The sequence below is a fragment of the Falsiroseomonas sp. E2-1-a4 genome (genome assembly GCF_051433165.1).
Classification (GTDB): domain Bacteria; phylum Pseudomonadota; class Alphaproteobacteria; order Acetobacterales; family Acetobacteraceae; genus Falsiroseomonas.
The window spans coordinates 94,440-108,188 of record NZ_JBHMFS010000004.1 but is presented as its reverse complement, the minus strand read 5'-3'; the positions used below and the strand labels follow the sequence as shown (position 1 = coordinate 108,188).

Genomic DNA, 13,749 nt, shown 5'->3' with positions numbered 1-13,749 from the left:
TGCCCGGTGGATTCATCACTGGGCAATGGCAAGGTGGGATCATGTCCTCGCATCCGGTGCCCCCCCGCGCCGGATTCCAATGCCGCAAAAATTGCGGCGCCGAGGCAAGAGGGCCAACCCAATGCTGCTGAACCCCACCGGCCCAGGCCGGACTGCCCGCGCGCCCGATTTCGTGGCCGCATCCCTGCTCACCTCCGCCGAAGGTGCGGAAATCCACCTGGTCGCCCGCGATGGCCGCCTGTTGCGGCTGCCGACGGATGAGGCCAATGCCCGCCAGCTCATCATCGGCCTGTGGCAGGCCCTGGACCGGGAGCGGTAGGCGCGAGACGGCGCACGGAACAGCATTGCGCGGCGCCGCACGGCTTCTATCGTGCCCCCTTCGGGGAGCTAGCACATGGCGGAAACGCGCAAGGTTGCGATCGTGGGGGCGGGGCTGATCGGCCGCGCCTGGGCCATGATCTTCGCCCGGGCCGGCTGGCGCGCCGCGCTGCACGACCCCTCCCCCACCGCGTTGGAAGCCGCGCCGGGCCTGTGCCTGGCAGGTCTTCAGGAACTGGCCCGGCATGGGCTGTGCGATGACCCGGAGGCCGCCGCCGGCCGCATCAGCGTCGCCCACAGCCTGACGGAGGCGCTGGCCGGCGCCGAATTCGTACAGGAAAACGGGCCGGAGGATGCCGCGACCAAGCGCGCCATCTTCGCGGAACTGGATTTCCTGGCCGCGCCGGATTGCATCCTGGCGTCCTCCACCAGCGCCATTCCGGCCTCCGTCTTCACCGAGGGCCTGGCCGGCCGCGCCCGCTGCCTGGTGGCCCACCCGGTCAACCCGCCGCATCTGGTGCCGGTGGTGGAACTTTCGGGCGCGCCCTGGACCGCGCCGGAAACCATCGCGCGTGCGCGAAAAATCTTCACCGGCATCGGCCAGGCGCCGATCACGGTGAAGCGGGAGATCGAGGGTTTCGTGCTGAACCGCCTGCAGGGCGCCCTGCTGGCCGAGGCTTTTCGACTCGTGCAGGAAGGCTATGTCTCGCCGCAGGACCTGGACACGACGGTGGCGGAGGGACTCGGCCTGCGCTGGTCCTTCCTCGGCCCCTTCGCGACCATCGAGCTGAACGCCCCGGGCGGCATCCCCGATTACTGCGCGCGCTACGGCCCCTTCTATGGCCGAATCGCCGCGGCACCGCCGGGCTCGGAGGTCTTCGGTGCGGCCGGGATCGCAGGCATCATGGAGCAATGGGGCGAAACGCCCGACCGAGCGGAGATCGCCACCCGCAGCGCAAGGCGCGACGCACGGCTGGCCGCCCTGGCCGCCCACAAGAAGGAGGTTGGAGAGGCATGAGCCGGAAAGTCATCATCACCTGCGCCGTCACCGGCGCGATCCACACGCCGAGCATGTCGCCGCATCTGCCGATCACCGCGGAACAGATCGCCGATGCCGCGATCGGCGCGGCGGAGGCCGGCGCCGCCATCGTCCATCTGCACGCCCGCGATCCGGTGGATGGCCGCCCGGACCAGTCGCCGGAGGCCTTTGCGCCCTTCCTGCGCGTCATCAAGCAGCGCAGCGACTGCGTGATCAACATCACCACCGGCGGCGCGCCGACCATGACGATCGAGCAGCGGGTGAAGCCGGCGGCGAGCTTCGCGCCGGAGGTCGCGTCGCTGAACATGGGCTCGATGAATTTCGGCCTGTTCGGCATGCTGAACCGCTTCAAGGATTTCCAGCATGATTGGGAACAGCCCTACCTGGCCAACAAGGACATCCTGTTCCGCAATACATTTGGCGACATCGAGTACATCCTGAAGACATGCTCGGAGAACAACACGCGCTTCGAGTTCGAGTGCTACGACACCTCCCACCTCTACAATCTGAAATATTTTCTCGATCAGGGGCTGGTGAAGGCGCCGCTGTTCATCCAGACGGTGTTCGGCCTGCAGGGCGGCATCGGCGCGCATCCTGAGGACGTCATGCACATGAAGCGCACGGCGGACCGGCTGTTCGGTGACAGCTACCGCTGGTCCGTCCTCGGCGCCGGCCGCAACCAGTTGCCTATTGCCGCCATGGCCGCAGCGATGGGCGGCAACATTCGCGTGGGCCTGGAAGACAGCCTGTGGGGCGGCCCCGGCCGCCTGGCGCGCAGCAATGCCGAACAGGTCCGCAGCGCGCGGCAGATCATCGAGGGGCTGGGCCTGTCCGTCGCCACACCGGAGGAGGCGCGGGAGATGCTGTCGCTGAAGGGCGGCGACCGGGTGAATTTCTGAGGGATCAGCCGTGGATGTTCCCGTTGCGCGATGACCAGCGATAGGTGATCTCGCCATATTGCCGGCCGACGATCCGCAAGGGCAGCGTCGGCGCGTAGATCTCCATCGCATAGGCGGGGCGGTAGTCGCAGACCAGCTTCCCGGTGGCATCCGTGATGTACACCCAGGTCGCCGGCCCGACCCGCCAAGTGACGCCGCCATGGTTGGCGATGGTCATCGCCACGATGCCGCGCCCGGACATGCCGTAGTTGCGGACGGAGCGGATGAAGGGCCGGTAGCGCGCCGGCTCATTCGCCACGGCGGTCGCGATGATGCCGTCCTCATGATCCTCGACCAGCGCCTTCACTACGCCCGTCACCATGGTGGCGCCGGAGCCGATGGCGCCGCCGGCGAGCGAGACGATGGTCCCCAGCCCCCACAATTCCACATCGCCCGGCTGCGGCGCCCGCCCGGACAGGACCCAAACCGCCGGCTGCACCAGGGCGCCCGCCAGCCCGCCCGCCGCGCCTCGCAGGCCGAGCCGCCCCGCCTCCCCGGCGCCACGCTCGATGACGCGACTCAGCGTTTCGGAGGCGATGGTCTGCGCCACCTCCCGCCCGGTGTTCGATGAGTTGTTGATCAGGTCGGTGATGCCGTTCGATTCCGCCGGCGGGGTGAAATCCCCGGCGGCGGGCTGGGTGCTTCCGCTCATCGGCTGTCATTCCTGGCTGCCATGTGCGGCGCAGATTAACCGGGCGCGGCCCGCCGCCGCGTTTCGCTCTGCTTCACGCGGTTACGCGTGATGGCAGGCGACCAGCGCACCATCCTCCCGCGGCGTCAGCAGCGGGCGTTCGGCGCGGCAGATATCGGTGGCCTTCGGGCAGCGCGGGTGGAAGGCGCAGCCGGAGGGCGGCGACAGGGGGGATGGCAGCTCGCCGGCAATCGGCTTGAAATCCGCCGCCTCATCGCCCTGCAACCGCAGCTTCGGCACGCTGTCCAGCAGCCCCTGGGTGTAGGGGTGCCGCGGCGCGGCGTAGATGCGCGCGGCGACGCCACTTTCGACGATGCGGCCGAGATACATGATGGCGACGCGATCGCTCACATGCCGCACCACCGACAGATCATGCGAGATGAACACGCAGGTCAGGCCGAGGTCGCGCCGCAGGTCCAGGAACAGGTTCAGGATCTGCGCCTGGATCGACACATCCAGCGAGGCCACCGGCTCATCGCAGACCAGCATCTCGGGCTGCATCGCCAACGCGCGCGCTATAGCCACGCGCTGCCGCTGGCCGCCGGAGAACTGGTGCGGAAAGCGCGTGGCGAAGGCCGGGTCGAGGCCGACGCGCGCCAGCCATTCCGCCACCATCCGCGGCGCATCGGCGCGCGTGGTCAGCCCGTGGGTGATGGGGCCTTCGGCAATGGTCTCGCCGATTCGCATGCGCGGGTTCAGCGAGGCGAAGGGGTCCTGGAACACGGTCTGGATGCGCGTGGTGGCCTTGTGCCGCCCGACCATGGGCGCCACGCCGGAGACCAGCACGCGGCCGGTCGTCGGCGCCATGATACCGGCCAGCATGCGGCCGAGCGTCGATTTGCCACAGCCACTTTCGCCGACCAGGCCGAGCGTTTCACCGGCGGTGACGGAAAGCGACACGTCCGACACTGCCTGCACCGCACGCCGTTCCACCTGCGCGCCGAGCGCGCCGGCAATGCGGTCGCCCAGCGACAGGCGCGGATCGAAGCGCTTCGTCACGCCCTCGGCCACCAGAATCTGGTTCATGCCGCCATCCCCAGCGGATGATGGCAGCGCACCAGCCGGTCGCCGGTCATCACATCCGGCGGGTCCGTCGCACAGACCGCATCGGCACGCGGGCAGCGCGGCGCAAAGGGGCAGCCGGGCGGCAGGGCCAGCAGCGAAGGCGTGGTACCAGGAATCTGGTTCAGCTTCTCGCCCGGCTGCGCCGTGGCCGGCAGGCTATCCAGCAGCCCGCGCGTGTAGGGGTGGCGTGGCGTGCGCAGCACCTCCCCCACCTTGCCGGATTCCACGATGCGGCCGGCATACATCACCAGAATCCGGTCCGCGAGGGAGGACACGGTGGCGAGGTCGTGGCTGATCCAGACCAGCGCGGTGCCGGTCTCCTTCGCCAGCTTCTGCATCTCCGCCAGGATCTGCGCCTGGATCGAGACATCGAGCGCCGTGGTCGGTTCATCCGCGATGATGAGGTCCGGCCCGTGCAGCAGCGCGGTCGCGATCGCCACGCGCTGGCGCATGCCGCCGGAGAATTCATGCGGATAGGCATCCAGCCGCGCCGCCGCATCCGGGATGCCGACGCGTGTCAGCGTGCGGGTCGCCAGGTCCCGTGCCGCCGCCTCGCTCGCCCCGCCATGGGCACGCACGGCGAGCGCCATCTGCTGGCCGATGGTCAGCACGGGGTTCAGCGTGGCGGCCGGGTCCTGGAACACCATGGCGATGCGCTTGCCACGCAGTTTCCGCATTTCCGGCTGCTTGATCCCCACAAGCTCCTGCCCATCGAAGCGGATGGAGCCGGAAACGATGCGGCCGGGCGGATCGACCAGGCCGATCAGCGAAAACCCAGTGACGGATTTGCCCGAACCGCTCTCGCCAACCAGCCCCAGAATCTCGCCGCGTTGCAGGGTGAAGGACACGCCTTCCACTGCCTTCACCACGCCAGCGCGGGTGAAGAAATGCGTGCGGAGATCTCGCACTTCGAGGAGGCTCATTTCCGAAGCCTCGGGTTGAACTGGTCGCGGATCTGGTCGCCGACGATGTTGATGGCGACGATCAGCAGAATCAGCGCAATGCCCGGATAGACCGAGATCCAGCTCCGCCCGTTCATCATGTAGGGAAACCCATTGGCAATCAGCATGCCAAGCGAAGGCTCGGTCGGCGGCAGGCCGAGGCCGAGGAAGGATAGCGTGGCTTCCAGCGCAATCGCATTCGCCACCTGCACGGTGCCGACCACGATCAGCGGCGGTAGGCAGTTCGGCAGGATGTGGCGCAGCACCACGCGCCAGCTCGGCAGCGGCGTGGCGGAGGCCGCCTCGACATAATCCTTCTGCCGCTCGGCCGTCGCCGCGCCATAGGCCGTGCGCGCGAAATACGCATATTGCGCCGCCACCAGCGCGATGATGAGCTGCGTCTTCCCCTGCCCCAGCACCGCCACCAGCACCAGCGCCAGCAGGATCGCAGGGAAGGACAGTTGCAGGTCCACCACCCGCATCACCAGCGCCTCAACCCATCCACCCAGATGCGCCGAGACGATGCCAAGAGTAGCGCCGAGCGTCATTGCGACCGCGCCCGCCACCAGCCCCATCTGCAGGGAAATGCGAAGCCCGTAGAGAATGGCGGATAGCAGGTCCCGCCCCTGCGCATCCGTGCCGAGCCAATGCACATATTCGCCGGAGCCGACGAAGCCCGGGGGCCGCCGCGCATCCATGAGATCCAGGATCGCCAGGTCATAGGGGTTCTGCGGCGCAAAGATCGGCGCCGTCAGCGCCGCCAGCACCACCAGCACGACAACCGCCAGCGCGACGACGGCGACCCAGTTTTCCCGATACTCCCGCCAGAAGCTTTTCACAGGCGCATCCGATTCAGCTCTCCGGTGCTCGCCGGCCTTGCCGGCTGCGCCCTGCGACCATCGGATGCGATCACGCGCCGCGCCCCCCGCGCCGCAGCCGCGGATCAAGCAGCGCGTAGGACAAATCCACCACCAGGTTGATCACCACGAAGAAGAAGGCGACCAGCACGAGATAGGCCACCATCACCGGCCGATCGAGCGAGGTGATGGAATCGATGATCAGCTTGCCCACGCCAGGCCAGGAGAAGATCGTCTCCGTCACCACGGCAAACGCCATGGTCGAGGCAAATTCCAGCCCGAACACCGTTACCAGCGGAATCGAGATCAGCCGCAGTACGTGCTTCCGCAGGATGGTGAATTCCGAAAGCCCCGCGGCGCGGGCGAATTTCACCGTATCCGTCAGCATCGTCTCCCGCGTCCCGGCGCGCGCCAGGCGGATCATCATGGCCAGCTTGAACAGCGACAGGTTCAGCGCCGGCAGGATCAGGTAGCTCAGCCCCTCGGCGCTCAGGAAGGACCAGCCGATGCCGAACACCTCGACCAGCGGCCCGCGATCCCCCGCCGGCAGCCAGCCGAGATTGACCGCGAAGGTCAGAATCAGCAGCAGCCCGACCCAGAAGGTCGGCACCGAGAACCCCAGCACCGAAATCGCCATGATGGCCCGCGACGACACCGCATCCGGCCGGTACCCCGCATAGATGCCGAGCGGAATGCCGATGAAGGCGCCAATCAGCACCGAGGCCAAGGCGAGCTCCAGCGTCGCCGGAAGCCGTGCCAGCACCAGTCCGATGACTGGGATGTCGAACACGAAGGACCGCCCGAAATCCCCCGAGAGTAGCCGCCCGAGGAAGGCGAAATATTGTTGCCACAACGGCAGGTCCAGCCCGTAGCGGCGGATCGTATCCTCCCGGATATCCTGCGTCGCATCCGGGGAGATCAGCACGTCGATCGGGTTGCCGATGGCGTATACGCCAACGAAGACGAGCGCCGACATGGCCAGCATGACGCCGACCGATTGCAGGATTCGCTGGATGATGAAGCCGAGCATTGCAATGCAGTATCGGGGCATGGACAGCGGACGCAAGCCGTTCCTACCATCAGCCAGACAGGATGCTTCCCCGGGGGATATAAAAATGACCCAGACCTTCCGCCGCCTCGCCCTGGCGGCCACCACCAGCCTGCTGATGACGGGTGTCGCCGGCGCGCAGACCCTCAACCTCGGCGTCCGCGCCGGGCCGGAGGGGGTGGACCCGCATTTCACTGCCACCGGCACCCATGCCGAAGCGCTGAAGCATGTCTTCGACACGCTGGTGACCAGCGGCGACAATCTTCAGCTTGAACCCGGCATCGCCGAAAGCTGGCGGCCGATCGACAACACGACCTGGGAATTCAAGCTGCGCCGGGGCGTCACCTTCCATGACGGCAGCCCGATGACGGCGGAGGATGTGGTCGCCTCCATCCGCCGCATGCAGGTGCTGTCCGGCCCGAACCCGACTCGCATCTATGTCCGCAGCGTGAAGGACCTGCGGATCGTCGATCCGCACACGCTGCATGTCATCACGGACGGACCCGCGCCCACCCTGCCGAACGATTTCATCCGCGTCTTCATCACCTCCGCCCGCGCCACCGCCGGGCTGACGCCGGAGACCAGCAACGAGGCCTTCAACACCGGCCGCGCCGCGATCGGCACCGGCCCCTACCGCTTCGTCTCCTGGACCCCGCGTGAGCAATTCGTGGTGGAGCGCAACGATGCCTATTGGGGCGGCGCGCAGCCCTGGGCGCGGCATGTCCGCCGCGAAATCCCGAACGACGCCGCCCGCGTGGCGCAGCTTCGCACCGGCCAGGTGGACATGATCGTCCGCGTGCCGGCGGCCGATGTCTCGACGCTGGAGCGGGACCGCGCGCTGCGCGTGGTGAAGGCGGAGACCATCTATGTCTTCAACCTCCAGCTCGACTACCGCGAGACCACGCCGCAGGTCACCGCGCGCGATGGCTCCCGCCTCGCCGCCAACCCCTATCGCGACATCCGGGTGCGGGAAGCGATGGATTTGGCCATCGACCGCCGCGCGCTCGCCGAGATCGCCATGGAGGGGCTGGGCAGCCCGCAGGGCCAGATGGTCACGCCGGGCATCTTCGGCTTCAACCCAGCCATCGCGATCCCGACGCCGAACCTGGCCCGCGCCCGCACGCTGCTGGCCGAGGCCGGCTATCCCAACGGTTTTCGGATGGTGCTGAATTTCACCAACAACCGACTGCCGGGTGACAACGGCGTCGGCACAGCGCTGGCACAGATGTTTGCCCGCATCGGCATTGAAGTTCAGGCGGCCGGCCAGCCGGCGGCGGTGATCTTCCCCGCCCGTGCCCGCGGCGAGCTTTCGAACATCATGGCCGGCTGGGGCACGCTGACCGGCGAGGCGAACTACTACTATGCGTCCAACGCCCACACCAACAATCCGGCGCTGCGCCTCGGCGCCTTCAACTGGCATGGCTACTCCAACCCGGAGATGGACCGCCTGATCCAGGCCGCCTCGGTGGAGCTGGATGCGCAGAAGCGGGAGGCGCTGCTGCACCAGATCGGCGTGCTGTTCACGCAGGAACGGGTCGGCATGCCGCTGGCTGCCGTCGGCTCCGCCTGGGCGATGCGGCGGGACCGGGTGAACCTGCTCCGCGCGCGGTCGGATGAGGACACGCTGGCGATGGACATCGTGCCGACACGCTGATGTTCGTCCCCGAGCACAACTGGATGGATGTCGAGGCGCGGCTGCGCCTCGATGACCGCTGCGTGCTGCCGCTGGGCAGCACGGAACAGCACGCGCAGCTTTCACTGGCCACCGATGCCATATTGGCAGAACGTGTGTCTCGCGAAGCCGCCGCGCCGCTGGGCGTGCCGGTCTTTCCCGTGATGCCCTTCGGCCTCGCCCCCTATTTCGCCGCATTTCCCGGGAGCGTGTCGCTCCGCGTCGCCACGCTGCTGGCGGTGATGCGGGACCTGGTGGACAGCGCGCGGCGCGTCGGCTTCCGTCGCGTGCTGGTGGTCAACGGCCATGGCGGCAATGCCCCCGTCGCCGCGCTGCTGCAGGAGATGATGGCGGAGACCCCCGGCCTCAGCCTGAAATTCCACAACTGGTACAACACGCCACGGGTCTGGGCCGCGGCGCTGGCGGCCGATGCCTCCGCCAGCCACGGCAATTGGTTCGAGAACTACCCCTGGACCCGCCTGGCCCATGCGCCCGCCCCGGAGGGCCGCAAGCCAACCCCGGACCTCGCGCGGATGAAGGCCGGCGGACCGGCGCAGACGCGGGAAATCCTCGGCGATGGCGCCTTCGGTGGGCCGTGGCAGATCGACGACGCGACGATGCAGAACATTTGGGACATCGGCGTGGCCGAAACCCGTGAGGCGCTGGAGGGACCATGGCAGACCCGATAATCATCTGGGGCGCCGGCGCCATCGGCGGCACGCTCGGCGCCTTCTGGGCGCGCGCGGGCCATGACGTGCTGCTGGTGGATACGGTGGCGGAGCATGTCGCGGCCTGTCGCACCACGGGCCTGCACATCAGCGGCCCGGTTGCCGATTTTCGCCAAGTGATTCCGGCGGTGACGCCATCCGAACTCACCGGTACCTATTCCCGCATCGTCCTTGCGGTGAAGGCACAGGCCACGGCGGCCGCCATCCCGATGCTGGCGCCGCATCTTGCGCAAGGTGGCTTCGTCTTCTCCGCCCAGAACGGCCTGAACGAGATTGCCCTGTCGCGCGCCTTCGGCGCCGAGCGCGTGATGGGCTGCTTCGTCAATTTCGGCGCGGATTGGCACGGCCCGGGCGAGATCCTGTTCGGCAATCGCAGCGCGCTGGTGATCGGCGAACTCGACGGCGTAACCCGCCCGCGAACGGAGGCGATGTTCGCGCTGTGCCGGGACTTCGAGCCGGACGCGATCCTCACGCCCGACATCTGGTCCTACCTCTGGGGCAAGATGGCCTATGGCGCCATGCTGTTCGCCACCGCGCTGAACAATGACAGCATGAGCGTGAATTTCGGCGACCCCGCCCGCCTGCCCGCCTGGCTTGCCTTGGGCCGCGAAGTGGTCGCCACCGCCCTGGCGCATGGCGTCACGCCGCGCGGCTTCGGCGATTTTCGGCCCATGGCCTTCGCCCCGGATGCGTCGGATGCGGAAGCGCGGGTGGTGGTGGACTGGCTGCGGGATTTCACCAGCGTCGGCGCGAAAACCCATTCCGGCATCTGGCGGGACCTGGCCGTGCGCCGCCGCAAGACCGAAGCCGATGCGCAGATCGGCCTGGTGCCCGGCCTCGCCGCGGAAAAGGGCATCGCCGTGCCGGTGATGCAAAAACTCTGCGCCCTGATCGCGGATATCGAGACCGGCCAACGCGCCCAATCGCCCGAGACCTTCGCCGCCCTGCTGGCATGAGCGATCCGGTCCTCGACCATCTGCTGGCCGACAGCGCCGGTTTTGTCGCCCGCCTCGCCACCCTGGTCGCCTGCCCCTCCGTCTCCACCGATCCTGCCTATGCGCCGGGCATGGCGGAGGCGCGGGATTGGTGGCGCGCGCGGCTGGCTGCGCTCGGCTTCCAGGATGTGCGGGAGGTTGCGGCCGGTGGCCACGCCGCCGTCACCGCGCGCTGGCATGGCGCCAGGCCAGGTGCGCCGACGCTGCTGGTCTATGGCCATTACGACGTGCAGCCGCCGGACCCGCTGGCGGCCTGGACCTCGCCCCCCTTCCAACTCACTCCGCGCAATGGCCGGCTGTATGCGCGTGGCGTTTCCGACGACAAGGGGCCGTCTTTGCTGGCGATCGAGACGCTCGGCGCCTTCCTCGCGGTGGAGGGCCGCCTGCCCTGCAACGTCACCATCCTGCTGGAAGGCGAGGAGGAAGTCGGCTCCGCCACACTGACGAAAATCCTGGAACAGAATCGCGCGCTGTTCGCCGCCGATGCCGTGCTGTCCGCCGATGGCGCGCGCTGGCGGGCGGACCTGTCGACCATCACGGTGGCAACCCGCGGCGTGGCTGCGCTGGAGCTTTCGGTTCGCAGCGCGGGGAAGGACCTGCATTCCGGCCGGTATGGCGGCGTGGTGGCGAATGCGGCGCAGGCCATGGCGCAGCTTCTGGCCTCGCTGCGCGATGCGCGCGGGGAGATTGCGGTGGCGGGCTTCGCCGATGGCGCCACGCCACCCGATGCGGCGACGCGGGCGGAACTGGCCGAGATTCCCTTCGACGTGAAGGCGCATGACGCCTCGATCGGTGCACCGCCGAGCGGGCTGACCACGGCGCAATTCCTCGAACGCCTTTGGCTGCGCCCGACGCTGGAGGTGAACGGGATGTGGGGCGGCTATACCGGGCCGGGCGGCAAGACCGTGATCCCGAACCAGGCCTTCGCCAAGCTCTCAATGCGCCTGGTGCCGGGGCAGGACCCGGCCCGCGTGCTGGCGGCGGTTTCCACGCATCTGCGCGCCCATTGCCCGCGCGGCGTGGCGCTGGAGATCAACACGCATCGCGATGGCAGCCAGGCCACCGCCGTGCCGCCGGCGCATCCGCTGCTGCTGGCGGCGGAGGCGGCGCTGGAAGCCACCACCGGGACGAAGCCGCTGCGCGTGCGGATGGGCGCCACCCTGCCGCTGACGGATATCGTGCGGCGCGTGCTGGGCCTGCACACCGTCATGTTCTCCTTCGCCACGGCGGATGAGGATTTCCACGCGCCCGACGAGAACTGGCGCGAAAGCGCGATCCCGGAGGGGTTCGCGGCCTGGGTCGCGCTGCTGCGCCGCGTGGGTGCGCTGAAGCAGGCGGATTTCGCCGGCTGATCAGGCGGCGGCGGCGCCGAGCTTCCGCATCTTGGCCAGCCAGGCCTGCCGCCCCGCCGCGTCGCGCCCCGCCGCATTGCCGAGCAGCGTCCAGCGCACCGGCTTCAGCCCGACGAAGCGCAGCATGTTGCGCTCCAGCGCGTGCAAGGCGTGGGCGCGGAAGAAGACGCGGTAGAGAATCGCCGGCATGCCCATCGTCACCACCAGCCGCACCGACCGGCCGCGCAGCAGCCCGGCATTCAGCCCGCGCGCGCCGCGCGGAAAGGCGAAGCCCGGCCGCATCACCTGCTCGAAGAACGCCTTGAGCAAGGCGGGAATGTCGCCCAACCAGAGCGGCGTCAGGATGACGATATGCTCCGCCGCGGCGATGGCGGCCTGGGCGGCGGCGATATCGGGCGGTGCCTCCGCCTCCCACTCCGCCGCGGTCCGCAGCGGCGCGAAGCCAAGCCGCGCCACATCCAGCCGCGTTACCGCATGGCCGGCGGCCGCGGCCCCTGTGGCATAGGCATCGGCCAGGGCATGGATCAGCCGGGCCGGGTCGGGGTCCGGGTGCCCATCCAGGATCAGGATGCGGCGGCCGGACCCGCGGCTCATGGGCGGAGCGCCGTGATGGCGGCCTCGGCCAGGGCATCGGGCGTCGCCGCCACATTCAGCAGCACGGCGCCTTCATCCGGCGTCGGGGGTTCCAGCGTGGCGAATTGGCTGGCGATCAGGCTGGCCGGCATGAAATGCCCCTGCCGCGCCGCCTGCCGCGCCGCGACCAGTGCGAGGTCGCCTTGTAGGAACACCAGGCGCAGCCCGGGCGCTGCCGCCCGCAGCCGGTCGCGATAGGCGCGTTTCAGGGCGGAACAGGTGACCACGCAGCCAATCCCCTCATGCGCCGCCAGATGCGCGCCGATGGCATCCAGCCAGGGCGCGCGATCCGTGTCGTCCAGCGGCGCGCCACGGCTCATCTTGTCGACATTTGCGGGCGGATGAAAGGAATCCGCATCGTCGAAGCGCACCCCGAGCCGTTGCGCGATCAGCGGCCCGACCGTGGATTTGCCCGCGCCCGAGACCCCCATCACCAGGACCAGCAAGGTCATTTCGGCTCCAGATGCCCACCGAAGGCATTCCGCATGGCCGAGAGCGACCGATCCGCGAACGGCGCCTCCTGCCGCGACCGGAAGCGCGAATAGAGCGCGGCCGAGAGCACCGGCGCCGGCACCGCGCTTTCAATCGCGGCCTGCACCGCCCAGCGCCCCTCACCGCTGTCGCCGACCCGGCCGGAGTAGCTGGAAAGCTCCCCATCCGCCGCCAGCGCCTGCGCCGTTAGGTCCAGCAGCCAGGAGGCGACGACGGAGCCGCGGCGCCAGGCCTCGGTGATGTCGGGCACGTCGAGGTCGAGGCGCATTTCGGGCGCCACCGCCTCGCTGCCCTGCTGGCGCAGCAGTTCCAGCCCCTCCGCCATCGCCTGCATCATTCCGTATTCGACGGCGTTGTGGACCATCTTGGTGAAATGCCCGGCGCCGCTCGCGCCGCAATGGACGTAGCCCTGGGGCGGGCGCGGGTCGGCCTCCGTGCTGCGGCCCGGCGTGGGGGATGCCGCTTCCTCCCCCGGGGCGAGCGCCTTGAACACAGGGTCCAGCCGCGCGACGGGGGCCTCCGGCCCGCCGATCATCAGGCAATAGCCGCGGGCCAGGCCCCAGACGCCGCCGGAAGTGCCGATATCCAGCATGTCGATGCCCCGTTCGCGCAGCAGCGCGGCGCGGCGGATGGCGTCCTTCCACATGCCGTTGCCGCCATCGATGGCCACATCGCCAGGCGAAAGCAGCTCGCCGAGTTGCGCCACCGCGTCCTCCGTCGCCGCGCCGGCCGGCAGCATCACCCAGACGGCGCGCGGCGCGGCCAGGCGGCGCACCAAATCGGGCAGGTCCGTCGCGGCCTCTGCGCCTTCCGCGGCCAGCGCCGCCACCACGGCGGGGTCCCGGTCCCAGACCACGCAGCCGATGCCGGCCCGCATCAGCCGCCGCACCAGATTGCCGCCCATGCGGCCCAGCCCCACCATGCCAAGTTGCATCCGAACCCCTCCCCCCAGAATCCGGCGTAGAATGCGGGGCGCGGCA

Annotated in this window: 14 protein-coding genes and 1 pseudogene; 7 read left to right on the top strand and 8 right to left on the bottom strand. The window is 69.0% G+C overall.

Annotation, left to right across the window (positions count from 1 at the left end; all coding sequences use genetic code 11):
* Positions 1-121 precede the first annotated feature (121 nt).
* From ACFHNC_RS06035 to ACFHNC_RS06025, 3 genes are all read left to right on the top strand, one after another.
* Complete coding sequence (locus tag ACFHNC_RS06035; protein WP_437168318.1) at positions 122-319, top strand: hypothetical protein; 198 nt, start codon at positions 122-124, stop codon at positions 317-319.
* Between the two features lie 75 nt (positions 320-394).
* The gene (locus ACFHNC_RS06030) at positions 395-1,336 is read left to right on the top strand and encodes a 3-hydroxyacyl-CoA dehydrogenase (protein WP_437168317.1); all 942 of its coding nucleotides are present in this window, start codon (positions 395-397) and stop codon (positions 1,334-1,336) included.
* A complete protein-coding gene (locus ACFHNC_RS06025) occupies positions 1,333-2,256 on the top strand; it encodes a 3-keto-5-aminohexanoate cleavage protein (protein WP_305668799.1) in 924 nt (307 codons plus the stop codon). The genes ACFHNC_RS06030 and ACFHNC_RS06025 overlap by 4 nt, the downstream gene beginning before the upstream one ends.
* Before the next feature lie 4 nt (positions 2,257-2,260).
* On the opposite strand, the gene ACFHNC_RS06020 is transcribed toward ACFHNC_RS06025, so the two are convergent.
* The 5 genes from ACFHNC_RS06020 to ACFHNC_RS06000 all read right to left on the bottom strand — a co-directional run bounded on the left by ACFHNC_RS06020 (position 2,261) and on the right by ACFHNC_RS06000 (position 6,879).
* Positions 2,261-2,947, bottom strand: coding sequence for a hypothetical protein (locus tag ACFHNC_RS06020; RefSeq protein WP_437168316.1), 687 nt, complete (start codon positions 2,945-2,947; stop codon positions 2,261-2,263).
* A gap of 81 nt (positions 2,948-3,028) precedes the next feature.
* Positions 3,029-4,012: an ABC transporter ATP-binding protein gene (locus ACFHNC_RS06015; protein WP_437168315.1), complete on the bottom strand. Its 984-nt coding sequence runs from the start codon at positions 4,010-4,012 to the stop codon at positions 3,029-3,031.
* Positions 4,009-4,974, bottom strand: coding sequence for an ABC transporter ATP-binding protein (locus tag ACFHNC_RS06010; RefSeq protein WP_437168314.1), 966 nt, complete (start codon positions 4,972-4,974; stop codon positions 4,009-4,011). Before ACFHNC_RS06010 ends, ACFHNC_RS06015 begins: the two co-directional genes overlap by 4 nt.
* Positions 4,971-5,831 carry an ABC transporter permease gene (locus ACFHNC_RS06005; RefSeq protein ID WP_437168313.1) on the bottom strand — a complete coding sequence of 287 codons (861 nt, stop codon included), beginning with the start codon at positions 5,829-5,831 and terminating at the stop codon, positions 4,971-4,973. The genes ACFHNC_RS06010 and ACFHNC_RS06005 overlap by 4 nt, the downstream gene beginning before the upstream one ends.
* A 70-nt stretch (positions 5,832-5,901) precedes the next feature.
* Positions 5,902-6,879: an ABC transporter permease gene (locus tag ACFHNC_RS06000; RefSeq protein WP_437168312.1), complete on the bottom strand. Its 978-nt coding sequence runs from the start codon at positions 6,877-6,879 to the stop codon at positions 5,902-5,904.
* A gap of 85 nt (positions 6,880-6,964) precedes the next feature.
* Here ACFHNC_RS06000 and ACFHNC_RS05995 point away from each other — a divergent pair, with 85 nt between their 5' ends.
* From ACFHNC_RS05995 to ACFHNC_RS05980, 4 genes and pseudogenes are all read left to right on the top strand, one after another.
* Positions 6,965-8,551 (top strand): ABC transporter substrate-binding protein, encoded by a 1,587-nt coding sequence (locus ACFHNC_RS05995; protein WP_437168311.1) that lies wholly within the window; start codon positions 6,965-6,967, stop codon positions 8,549-8,551.
* Complete coding sequence (locus tag ACFHNC_RS05990) at positions 8,551-9,258, top strand: creatininase family protein (protein ID WP_437168310.1); 708 nt, start codon at positions 8,551-8,553, stop codon at positions 9,256-9,258. Before ACFHNC_RS05995 ends, ACFHNC_RS05990 begins: the two co-directional genes overlap by 1 nt.
* A pseudogene (locus tag ACFHNC_RS05985) lies at positions 9,243-10,139 on the top strand (ketopantoate reductase family protein); the annotation flags it as partial. The gene ACFHNC_RS05990 and the pseudogene ACFHNC_RS05985, both read left to right, overlap by 16 nt.
* 110 nt (positions 10,140-10,249) lie before the next feature.
* Positions 10,250-11,644 carry a M20/M25/M40 family metallo-hydrolase gene (locus ACFHNC_RS05980; protein WP_437168309.1) on the top strand — a complete coding sequence of 465 codons (1,395 nt, stop codon included), beginning with the start codon at positions 10,250-10,252 and terminating at the stop codon, positions 11,642-11,644.
* Here the strand turns inward: ACFHNC_RS05980 and ACFHNC_RS05975 are convergent, their stop codons facing one another.
* Genes ACFHNC_RS05975 through gnd form a run of 3 tightly spaced genes read right to left on the bottom strand, consistent with a single transcriptional unit; the run spans position 11,645 to position 13,703 of the window.
* A complete protein-coding gene (locus ACFHNC_RS05975) occupies positions 11,645-12,238 on the bottom strand; it encodes an NAD(P)H-dependent oxidoreductase (RefSeq protein WP_437168308.1) in 594 nt (197 codons plus the stop codon).
* Positions 12,235-12,729, bottom strand: a complete 495-nt coding sequence (locus ACFHNC_RS05970; protein WP_437168307.1) for a gluconokinase — start codon at positions 12,727-12,729, stop codon at positions 12,235-12,237. Before ACFHNC_RS05970 ends, ACFHNC_RS05975 begins: the two co-directional genes overlap by 4 nt.
* Entirely contained in the window at positions 12,726-13,703 is a 978-nt protein-coding gene (gene gnd / locus ACFHNC_RS05965) for a phosphogluconate dehydrogenase (NAD(+)-dependent, decarboxylating) (RefSeq protein WP_437168306.1), read from the bottom strand. Before gnd ends, ACFHNC_RS05970 begins: the two co-directional genes overlap by 4 nt.
* Positions 13,704-13,749: the final 46 nt, after the last annotated feature.

What these genes read in the sequence shown, in the direction of transcription:
- ACFHNC_RS05970 (WP_437168307.1), bottom strand. Translation starts at nt 12,729, where the DNA reads ATGACCTTGCTGGTCCTGGTGATGGGGGTCTCGGGCGCGGGCAAATCC.
- ACFHNC_RS05995 (WP_437168311.1), top strand. Translation starts at nt 6,965, where the DNA reads ATGACCCAGACCTTCCGCCGCCTCGCCCTGGCGGCCACCACCAGCCTG.
- ACFHNC_RS06020 (WP_437168316.1), bottom strand. Translation starts at nt 2,947, where the DNA reads ATGAGCGGAAGCACCCAGCCCGCCGCCGGGGATTTCACCCCGCCGGCG.
- ACFHNC_RS06025 (WP_305668799.1), top strand. Translation starts at nt 1,333, where the DNA reads ATGAGCCGGAAAGTCATCATCACCTGCGCCGTCACCGGCGCGATCCAC.
- ACFHNC_RS06000 (WP_437168312.1), bottom strand. Translation starts at nt 6,879, where the DNA reads ATGCTCGGCTTCATCATCCAGCGAATCCTGCAATCGGTCGGCGTCATG.
- ACFHNC_RS05975 (WP_437168308.1), bottom strand. Translation starts at nt 12,238, where the DNA reads ATGAGCCGCGGGTCCGGCCGCCGCATCCTGATCCTGGATGGGCACCCG.
- ACFHNC_RS06030 (WP_437168317.1), top strand. Translation starts at nt 395, where the DNA reads ATGGCGGAAACGCGCAAGGTTGCGATCGTGGGGGCGGGGCTGATCGGC.
- ACFHNC_RS05980 (WP_437168309.1), top strand. Translation starts at nt 10,250, where the DNA reads ATGAGCGATCCGGTCCTCGACCATCTGCTGGCCGACAGCGCCGGTTTT.
- ACFHNC_RS06010 (WP_437168314.1), bottom strand. Translation starts at nt 4,974, where the DNA reads ATGAGCCTCCTCGAAGTGCGAGATCTCCGCACGCATTTCTTCACCCGC.
- ACFHNC_RS06015 (WP_437168315.1), bottom strand. Translation starts at nt 4,012, where the DNA reads ATGAACCAGATTCTGGTGGCCGAGGGCGTGACGAAGCGCTTCGATCCG.
- ACFHNC_RS06035 (WP_437168318.1), top strand. Translation starts at nt 122, where the DNA reads ATGCTGCTGAACCCCACCGGCCCAGGCCGGACTGCCCGCGCGCCCGAT.
- gnd (WP_437168306.1), bottom strand. Translation starts at nt 13,703, where the DNA reads ATGCAACTTGGCATGGTGGGGCTGGGCCGCATGGGCGGCAATCTGGTG.
- ACFHNC_RS05990 (WP_437168310.1), top strand. Translation starts at nt 8,551, where the DNA reads ATGTTCGTCCCCGAGCACAACTGGATGGATGTCGAGGCGCGGCTGCGC.